4 protein-coding genes are annotated in these 3714 nt (G+C 54.7%); 3 read left to right on the top strand and 1 reads right to left on the bottom strand.

All coding sequences use genetic code 11. From position 1 onward, the window contains the following. Nucleotides 1-2140: 2140 nt before the first annotated feature. The 3 genes from GHO03_RS23860 to GHO03_RS23850 all read left to right on the top strand — a co-directional run bounded on the left by GHO03_RS23860 (nt 2141) and on the right by GHO03_RS23850 (nt 3294). Nucleotides 2141-2644: a hypothetical protein gene (locus GHO03_RS23860; protein WP_106117522.1), complete on the top strand. Its 504-nt coding sequence runs from the start codon at nt 2141-2143 to the stop codon at nt 2642-2644. 172 nt (nt 2645-2816) lie between these two features. Further along, on the top strand, nt 2817-3041 hold the full coding sequence (locus tag GHO03_RS23855; protein ID WP_153400644.1) for a TraY domain-containing protein: 225 nt from the start codon (nt 2817-2819) through the stop codon (nt 3039-3041). Further along, complete coding sequence (locus GHO03_RS23850; RefSeq protein WP_153400643.1) at nt 3025-3294, top strand: type II toxin-antitoxin system RelE/ParE family toxin; 270 nt, start codon at nt 3025-3027, stop codon at nt 3292-3294. Before GHO03_RS23855 ends, GHO03_RS23850 begins: the two co-directional genes overlap by 17 nt. Nucleotides 3295-3349: 55 nt before the next feature. On the opposite strand, the gene GHO03_RS23845 is transcribed toward GHO03_RS23850, so the two are convergent. Next, on the bottom strand, nt 3350-3714 hold a 365-nt coding region (locus GHO03_RS23845), incomplete at its 5' end, for a hypothetical protein (RefSeq protein WP_256668764.1).

The following is a 3714-nucleotide window of genomic DNA, read 5'->3' as shown; positions in this document are numbered from 1 at the left end:
CCAGCCTGACGGCGGTGGGTCGCTTTGCCGAAAGGCTTGGTGTGCGAGGCTTTGCGGTGGAACTATGAAGTTTCGCGCCCGCGAAACTGGCCACGGCTTTTAGTTATCGAGAGCGTCGAGCAAATTTGCCCAAGTAGGGGCTTCCCCTGGCTTCGCGTTGTGAGGCAATGCAGGTTTAGGCTCGGGTTTATGCTCGATCAGCCGAAGTGATTGTTGCAGCTCTTGTATCTCTGCACGCAGCAATCGAACCTCTTCAACCAACGAGTGTAGGGCTGGGTGTAAGGCGTCCATTTCAGGTGTAGGGGAAGTGTAGGGCGAGGGTGTCGGGTCAAGTGTAGGGCGGTGTAGGGTGATCCCCTGTGGTTCGCCATAAACACGGATCATTTCTGATAGGTCTATAACCTTTTGCCCTTTACCGTCTAGGCCTGCAGTTACACGGCCTTTAGACACGGCCTCATGCAATGTTGACCGGTGTAAACCGTAGAGTTTTGCCATGCGGCCGATGGTTAATTTTGCCATGTAGGGCAGTGTCGGGTTCTGTCTGTAGGGTGCCCTACAGTCTACTGCTATTTATGAGACTTAACCGACCATTCCCTAACGCGGTCCGGGGGACCTTGTTCGCTACCGTGCGGGTAGGCAGCGCAGCTGCCAGACCCACACGGCAGCTTGTGAAAGACACAGGGTTTGCGCTGGGCGAGCAAACGCAATATCTTTGGGTAATAGATACATAGCATTAAAACGAAAAAACCCTGCCAAGGCAGGGTTTCATTCGGGCCAGCGGCGACGGCAATCGCTCTGGCCAAGGTCTCGGGGAATCTCTGCTTTTCGGTGCGGGGAACGAGACCTGGTAAGCCAATTCTGTCGGGAAAACTCCCGTCTGTCCAGCTTCCAGCCTCCCCCGACACCTCTTCCCGACGCTTGGAATCAAGATGCTTTGGGCCCGGGAAGTAATAGCTGCCGATCAAGGGGATCTCTTCACGGCAGCCGGTATAGCCGGTTAGGTGCGACCCGCAAGGGCGAGAAGGCAATGGCAGGGCAGCGTAAAAACCCAACCACGGGCGCTGTCACTGTCCTAAAACCCACCAACCGCCAGACGCCGAAGAGGGCAGGGGGCGCAGTGGTAAACAATCCCCGAAAGTCTGGAACGCCTGTTGGGAGTGGGAGCCGGGTGGCGCACCTGGAACAAAATCCTCACTGCGTGGAGTCATGCGAGACGCTTTTTTTAAAAGCCGATCGTAGGGGCTCCCACGCCAGTGGGAGCCATCAAGAGCGTCGCGTAGCCATCATTATTGCCGCCAGTGGGCGGCCTTAGACTGGCGTCAGCCATCATTGCTCGTGCTCTTGTCTCTCAGGGTTATTACCCGCTTTGGATCTTTCCCAGCGAGTGGGGGTCCCCCTTTAGGGGGTCGAGCTGGTGAGCGCGTAGCGCGAATGCTCTTGGCTTTTTGCCCTTTTGTACCTTTTCACCTTTATACCTCTCCTATTGGCGTTCTATTGCTGAAGCAATAGCCAACGCAATAGAACGACCAATAGAACGCCACATAGATAATCCAAGACAAAAGCAGAGCAACAGCGCGCCATCCCTACGGTCTGTCGTGGCCGCCCTGCGGGACGCCCAAACCTTCCGGGGGAGCGCCCCGTCAGGCTTTCAGGGTTCCGACTCGCTGCGCGAGCCTCCACCCTCTTTCCTCCCCTGCGCCCTGGACGGGCTTGTCTCGAAAATTCACCCGCGTGCGCGCCCGGCAAAGCCGGACCAACCTGGATTCGCGATGTAGCAGTCAAGAAAGGGACAAGGGACCGCAACGAGACGTCGCGCAATAGCAGAATGCAGGTTGGTCCGGCTTTGCCGGGCGCGCACGCAAGCGGTGCGGCCTGATGCTTCGCACCTTGGTTACGCCCTGTACGGGCTGCACCAAGGCAGATCGGAAAAATTTGGCCTTGGGGCCATTTTTCCTAACTCCCCTCGTGGGCTCGGGGAGTTTCTGTCAGGCTACTTCGCCGTCTTCGACGGCGGTCTATCAGAGCGGCCTTAGCCGCTCTGGACGATTTACTGGCCCCATTCAATTGTTCGTTGTAGGTGATATTTGCCGGGCTTAACTGGGAGCGCAATTTAGATTATTTATCAGGAGATAAAATCGTAGTGAACAAGCGAATTCTAGCTGTGTTTTTTCTATTAACTTCGGCGAACAGCTACGCTGACGACTGGGAGTCGTTTGGAGACTGGCGAGTCAAAGTGTTCCACGATGATATGGATACCGTTACACAGATCGGAGTTAGAACTGACTTCAAAGATACCCCGAAGCCAGGGTCTCCATTTCCCCCGAAAACTGACCTAACCATCGGATTCACCATTTTCGGTGGTCGACTCGTGACGCTGAGCCCTTCCGTTGGATTTCTCGGTGATATGTACTGGCCATCATGTGACTATGACCTGAGTAGTGTGTCGGTGGACGGAAATAAGGCTATTCCACTCACTCCTGTTGAGGATCCAGGCTCATGTAATAAGGTCGCGAAAAATGGCGAAGCCTTACGGCAAATGATGAGTGGAAATGTGGCTAGGATGCGGGTTGGTTACACAAATGGGACGGTGTCCCTGAAAGGTTTCAAGGAAGCGTGGAAGAAGGCCTTAAAGCTAAGTCGATGATGAGTGTGATCGCCCAAATTAGACATCGTTGATCTATATCTTGTCTCGCTTGGGTAACCGGAGGTACGAATAACGGGACATTCGTTAAATGGCTCACAGATCCAAGCGGTCGCGCATGGGCTAGCGCAATTTTGCTATACTTGTATAGCAACCCTGATTATGGAGTCTGGCCATGCTTGCTATTCGACTGCCTTCGGACCTGGAAGACCGCCTGGAAAACCTCGCCAAGGCTACCGGCCGAACCAAAACCTTCTATGCCCGTGAAGCCATCGTGGCGCACCTGGACGACTTGGAAGACCTGTACCTGGCGGAACAGCGCCTGCTGGATAACCGCGCCGGTCGCTCGGCATCGGTGCCGCTTGAGGATGTGATGAAGCGTTATGGCTTGGCGGATTGAATTTGACCGCGCTGCCGAGCGCGAGCTGGGCAAGCTCGATCCCCAAGTCGCCAAGCGCATCCTGCTGTTTCTGCATGAGCGGGTATCGCATCTGGAGAATCCGCGCAGCATTGGCGAAGCTTTAAAAGGCTCACGCTTAGGGGATTTTTGGAAGTATCGGGTGGGTGACTACCGCCTCATCAGCAGCATCGAGGACGGCGCGTTGCGCATCCTGGTGGTGAAGATTGGGAATCGACGGGAGGTATATCGTTAGCGCTTTTTACCCAATAAAAAACCCGAAGAATCGGGTTTTTAGGTGCTTATTGGTGTCAGAGCCCATTGGGGAGAAATTTGGTTGCGCCGCTGACATCATCGATTTTCTTGATGCGGAAGGCTTTCAGACAAGTTTCGTTGCGGGTGTTGGTGTCAGAGCAAAATTGCTTGATGAAATCGGCAAAGATTATCTCTTGGCCATTAACGGTGAGGACGCGCTTGTAATATTCACCGTTGATACCCTGGGCCTGACGACTGGTCGTCATCTCCTGATCGACCACCAGGCGCCCGTGCAGGTCGACAGTCGGGAACTGGGCTTTGGGATCTTCTTTGGAACAGGAGCTTAGGAGGAGGCCAGCGGCAACCAGCGTAAATAAACGCAGCATGATGGATTCATCTCTGATAACGGATGCCCCGGACC

The sequence above is a fragment of the Pseudomonas sp. FSL R10-1339 genome (assembly GCF_009600545.1).
Lineage (GTDB): Bacteria > Pseudomonadota > Gammaproteobacteria > Pseudomonadales > Pseudomonadaceae > Aquipseudomonas > Aquipseudomonas bubulae.
Note: the sequence above shows the minus strand (reverse complement) of the source record. Positions and strands in the feature narration are given on the sequence as shown.

Coding starts and splice junctions, on each gene's coding strand:
- GHO03_RS23855 (WP_153400644.1), top strand. CDS start 2,817: ATGCTTGCTATTCGACTGCCTTCGGACCTGGAAGACCGCCTGGAAAAC.
- GHO03_RS23850 (WP_153400643.1), top strand. CDS start 3,025: ATGGCTTGGCGGATTGAATTTGACCGCGCTGCCGAGCGCGAGCTGGGC.